This is a genomic window from Marinagarivorans sp. (assembly GCF_982758155.1).
Genome location: NZ_CEXWTU010000292.1, coordinates 1 through 5,057, shown reverse-complemented (window position 1 = coordinate 5,057; position 5,057 = coordinate 1). Strand labels below are relative to the sequence as shown.

The following is a 5,057-nucleotide window of genomic DNA, read 5'->3' as shown; positions in this document are numbered from 1 at the left end:
GAGAACGAGCAGACCGAAGCTGCGATGAGCCTATCAGGGCCACCCAAACCTCGGGTTCGAGCGGAGTCGCGATCGAGTATGATCTATCACGTGAAGCAAGGCCAGGCACAGGTCGTGGGCCTTGCGGGCAGCAGCAAGAAGCTGTTGCTGCAGCCGGGCGAGCCGCGTGGCAGCAGCAGCATCGTAGACGATGCCGCGGTTTTCCATAATCTCGATCACTTGCTCGAAGTGCCGAAGCTCTTCACGGGCTAGGCGGCTCATTTTATGGAGCAGATCGAAATTATCGATATAACGGTACATAAGATTCATCGCTGTACTGGCGGCTTTTTTCTCGCAGTTAGCGTGATCGATAAGTAGAATTTCGGGCTCTTTTAATGCTTGTGCCACCCAAGCATCGGGGGTTTCACACAGTAAAAAATCGTATATAGCTTGCATGATTACACCTTTGAAAAATAGCGTTCATAGTGAACTTGAGAGAGCACAAAAAAATCTTCGTCGACCATGGTTTTAAACGCAGGCAAACTCATTTGAGCATATTCGGGTAATAGGCGTACGCCGAAGTCTTCTAGGTTACGGATCTGCCCTGCTCCCACCTTCAGTATTTCGAAGAACCAGGCATAAGGCGATTGCTCTTGATGATGCCTGACCTTTTGCATGCGCAGCTGCTGGCGCAACAAAGGCTCGTCGAATATCTCTACGCGGGCCTCTAGCACCTGGCGAATCAAGGCATCTAAGCGCAAGGAGATGCTCACCCGCTGGGCTTCGGTATAGGCGTTCCAATCGACGACTTCATGGGTATAGCGCTTGCAGCCACGGCAGACGCTATCGCCTATGCCGGTAGAGCAAACGCCAATGCAGGGTGTTTTGACTTTATTAACCATGAATAAGAAACTTTGCGGTTGCCGAAACGGGTGCGCAAGGTAGCAAATTTAGACGGTAGGTTAAAGGTTGATGGTCGTTATTTGATGATTTGCTTGCTGCGAACTGAGCTCTGTGACTCAAAGAGGGTTAGCCTGCGCCGGTACACCGCCCCACTGCCTACCGAGACACCCACAACGGCGAAGATCTAAGTACCTCTAGCCAACTAAAGCTGGAAGTATTGCCGCCTTAGCGGCTCTCGAAAAACGAAACGGCCGGGATTTCTTTTGGCTTATAGGCACCGGTATTTAACTCGGGCGCTTGAACATGAGAAAGCTCCGAGCTTTTCTCAAAAACAGAAGACGCTAAAAAGGCGCGCTCTTCTATTGGGTTCAAGTACGCTATACGCAATTTTCGCGGCCGCGCAAGCAAAGACGCTTCCAGGTTTTGCACAACGGCCTGCATGGTGAGGAAGCCGAAAGGGTTGTACATAAAAATAATGTCGGCATTATCGTAATTTGCATCTTGAGCAAGAGCCTGCTCAATAGTGATTGAGCCTGAACCGCGATAACCCTCAATATTTTTATTCCCCATCGCCACAAGCTGCGGATTAGCCTCTACGCCAACGCATTGCTCCACACCAAACTGCGACGCTGCAAAAAACATAGGGCGACCGAGCCCGCAACCTATATCACATAGTGTGTCTTTGGCTTGCGGTTTTATTACCTCAAAAACTTTTGTTAATACACAATACTTTACAGTGCCGTAATAACGCCCATCTTTAACGGTGGGATCATAATGGCCGAAAGTACTGATACCTAAGCGCCTATCCCAGAGTTCATCGCGGGGATTACTCACACGAGCCCGTAAATTAAGGGAGCGAATATAGTGTTTAATGCTCATAGTGGATCACTTTAAATTTTCAATCATTTTATCGCGGCAACATAACACCCTAAAGTTTGCAGACAACCCCTCAATTTCAAATCACCCTCAAATTATTTCCATGTTAAGTAAGTATTCCGCAGGCCAGCGGCGAATCACAAATATAATACCAAAGGGTTTTCGGTAGCGTTTAAAACATCTGTATGCCTCGCGATCGATTAATAAACGTGAGATGTCTTGAGCAAACCTATCCGGTCCCCTAAAATCCGCACCCAATTATCACCAAATAACAATCTCGGGGACTTCAAATGCTGTCGAACACGTGCCAAAAATGTCATAAACCTATGAACGGTGGCGTCTATAAAGCAGCGCACCAGTGCCCTAACTGTTTTCATGAGCACGATAGGGCTCACAAAAAACGTCGCGCGCGAGTAAAAACACAGGCCCCCTCAGAATCGACAATCCCCCTTGAAGTCGCCTTGGATGGGGTATTGGAGACGGCCCTTACGTCGTACACATCAAGCAGCGAAACCACCATTGCGGCAGCTAAGGAGCCTACGAACAAGCGTAATAACACGCCCCCCGATATGCAACCCGAGCAACAATTTAGTCAACAACCTGAACAACAATCTGAGCAAGAAACCAAGCAACAACACGAACAACACGAACAACAGCCTGAGGTACAAGCAGGTGTTAGCGCTGACAGTCTTGAGCTGGTTATTCCTGAGACTGCCCCTAAGGAAACAAAAAAAATAGAGCATGCATTAAAAAAAGAAGAAGTTGCCATCGCAGAAAACGTAAAAAACGATGCCGACAAAGTAATTCCTGAAGATAGTGATAGCACGCTACTGTTTAGCGATGTTCTTTCAACGCCTACCACATCAAGTAATCGCCCAGAATTTAGCCTTGCCGCAATTACGCAGCGGCTCGACAATAGCTCTCAAGAACAAAAAGCCACTCATGAAACCCCACAAGAGAAAGAACTTATTGAGCCCGCACCGGCTAAATCTGTAATTAACAAAGAGACCGATGAAGCTAGCACTCAACAAGAACCGCAAAATAAACACACTACGCCCTTAGAAGTGGTATCCACTGCACAGCGGCTAACCACAAAAACAGAGGTTGCAATGCCGGCCTCACAAGAAAAAACTCAAGACAATACCGAAGGCAACACCTCCCCTTCTAATAACAGCACTCAAGAAAGCCACTTATATAAGAAGGTTATACTGACCACAGAAAAGCTTCATAATTTGGCCGTAACTGCGCGCCTAGAAGTAATATCTGCCGATTATATTTTTGGCATGAATATCGTCAAAGACCTATTCAGTGAAGGTAAGTTTGTAGGGGGGCGCAGTCACTCAACTCAAACAGCGCTAAAACAAGCCCGCATAGCCGTACTTGATGAGCTCCGCAAAGATTCCTATGCCATTGGCGCAAATGCCGTCGTAGGGGTAGATGTAAAACAAAAAATTGAAATGGCCGGTGGCGGCAACGCCATGCTATTTATTAGCGCCACCGGTACTGCCGTTAAAGCAAAAGCCGGTTAATTTATTTTAGTCGACAAAAAAGGGCTCGTAAGAGCCCTTTAACGCACTAGGCGAATATCACAGCTCGATTACCTTAAAGGGTGACGCTGGTAAACCCGCTTCATTAAATAGGTTTGCGCCTTCTGGGTTATTACGCCAAGCATATTGAACCTGCGTTGGTTTTTTGACTGAATCACTCCACACAACAATAGAGCGCCCCTTAATTTTAGCCTTGGCTGGCACAAATTCCCCATCGGCCCCGGCTACTTCAAAGCCAGCTAACACGCCACCTTTAACCATCAAGCCTTTGCTATGGTTAAATTTAATTTTAACCTTGCTACCTTTGCGTTTAGCCGATTTAAGCAATGGCCCTGAATATTCAACATTGTGGCCGTATGCCAGCTTATTAGCTGCTAAAGCAAAGCGATCACCCACTGTTTTTTTATCTAAGGGGTGAATATCATTCCACTCGCCGATATCGATAGTGACAACCATTGCCGTATTGGGCACTGTTAATGTTGCAAGCTGTGCATCGCGTAATTCTGGCCAATTTCCACGACTATCTCTAGGCTCCCCTGGCGACACATAATTGGATAGTTGCGCATACAAAAATGGAAAATCACCCTGCCCCCATTTTTTTCGCCAATCTTTAATCAATGCAGAGAAGCGCTCCAGGTAGGTATCCGCCTGACCGGCGTTGGATTCACCTTGCGACCAAATAACGCCTTTAATGGCATAAGGCGTTAAAGGTGCGATAAGGCCATTGTATAAACCCATCGGTTTCCAGCGAATAAATGTTTGCGAGGTTGCCGCCGGCATGTTTGAGCCACGCTTAAATAACCACTCACCTTTTAAATCAAGAGTCGCATTTTCGAGGTGTAAGGCATACTCCTTATCGGGAATAAAACCACCAAGGCCTGAATTATTAATAACGCGTACCGCTATCGTATTTTTGCCTGCCTGCAAATGTTTTACCGGAACCTTGTAGCGTCTCGGAGGGTACATATAGGTGGTATTACCTACTTTCACGCCATTCACAAAAATCTCGTCGGCATCGACAATAGTCCCCATCACCAACAATGCATCATCCGAACCTTGAGCCGCAATGTGCTGCGCGGTTAAATGAATACTCTTGCGATACCAAACCGAACCTTCTCCAGCCTCAACCACCTGTAAAGGCTCGGATATTCCCTCTCGCGGCACACCCCAGTAGCTAGGAATTAGCGTTGAACGCCAACCTTCAGCCTGAAAAGCAGGCTGCGCCCAAGTATTTTTCCCACCATCAACCCCCAAATCTTTTTGATAAATAGAGCCGTACCATTCGTTACTTCTCGCCTTATCAGTGGCCTTAATCTCTTCGATTAATTTATCACTGCGAAACTTAAGAGCTTCAGCGTAGGGTTCACTGTATTTAGACAAAACCTCTTCACTCAGCCAAGCTTCAACGGGCGAGCCGCCTAAACTCGCATTAATAATGCCTATAGGCACACCTTCAGACTGATGGATATTACTGGCAAAGAAATAAGCCACCGCTGAAAATTTTCTGATATTTTCCTGTGTTGCGTTTTCCCAGCTCCCAGCCGCCAAGTCTTTTTGCGGTGTTTTAAAATTAAAATGATCCGGGACTTCAAATTGCCGAATTTGAGCATTATTAATACTAGGGACTAAATCGGGAAAATGAGGCTCTGCTCGCGACAGGGTCAGCTCCATATTGGATTGGCCCGAGGCTAGCCAAACATCGCCCACCAATACATCTGTAAGCATTATTTGGTTATTGCCACTAACGGCTAT

The 5,057-nt window shown here is 46.8% G+C and carries 4 protein-coding genes and 1 pseudogene; 1 reads left to right on the top strand and 4 read right to left on the bottom strand.

Annotated features, from left to right (window positions below):
• Positions 1 to 156: 156 nt before the first annotated feature.
• The 3 genes and pseudogenes from miaE to AC3A8L_RS19620 all read right to left on the bottom strand — a co-directional run.
• Positions 157 to 435: pseudogene (gene miaE, locus AC3A8L_RS19630) on the bottom strand (tRNA isopentenyl-2-thiomethyl-A-37 hydroxylase MiaE); the annotation flags it as partial.
• Positions 436 to 437: 2 nt separating this feature from the next.
• Positions 438 to 881 carry a DUF1289 domain-containing protein gene (locus tag AC3A8L_RS19625; protein ID WP_487963965.1) on the bottom strand — a complete coding sequence of 148 codons (444 nt, stop codon included), beginning with the start codon at positions 879 to 881 and terminating at the stop codon, positions 438 to 440.
• Between the two features lie 226 nt (positions 882 to 1,107).
• A complete protein-coding gene (locus tag AC3A8L_RS19620) occupies positions 1,108 to 1,761 on the bottom strand; it encodes an SAM-dependent methyltransferase (protein WP_487963964.1) in 654 nt (217 codons plus the stop codon).
• A gap of 287 nt (positions 1,762 to 2,048) precedes the next feature.
• Between AC3A8L_RS19620 and AC3A8L_RS19615 the strand changes: the two genes are divergently transcribed.
• Positions 2,049 to 3,287 carry a heavy metal-binding domain-containing protein gene (locus AC3A8L_RS19615; RefSeq protein ID WP_487963963.1) on the top strand — a complete coding sequence of 413 codons (1,239 nt, stop codon included), beginning with the start codon at positions 2,049 to 2,051 and terminating at the stop codon, positions 3,285 to 3,287.
• A gap of 57 nt (positions 3,288 to 3,344) precedes the next feature.
• Here AC3A8L_RS19615 and AC3A8L_RS19610 read toward each other — a convergent pair.
• On the bottom strand, positions 3,345 to 5,057 hold a 1,713-nt coding region (locus AC3A8L_RS19610), incomplete at its 5' end, for a sialate O-acetylesterase (protein ID WP_487963962.1).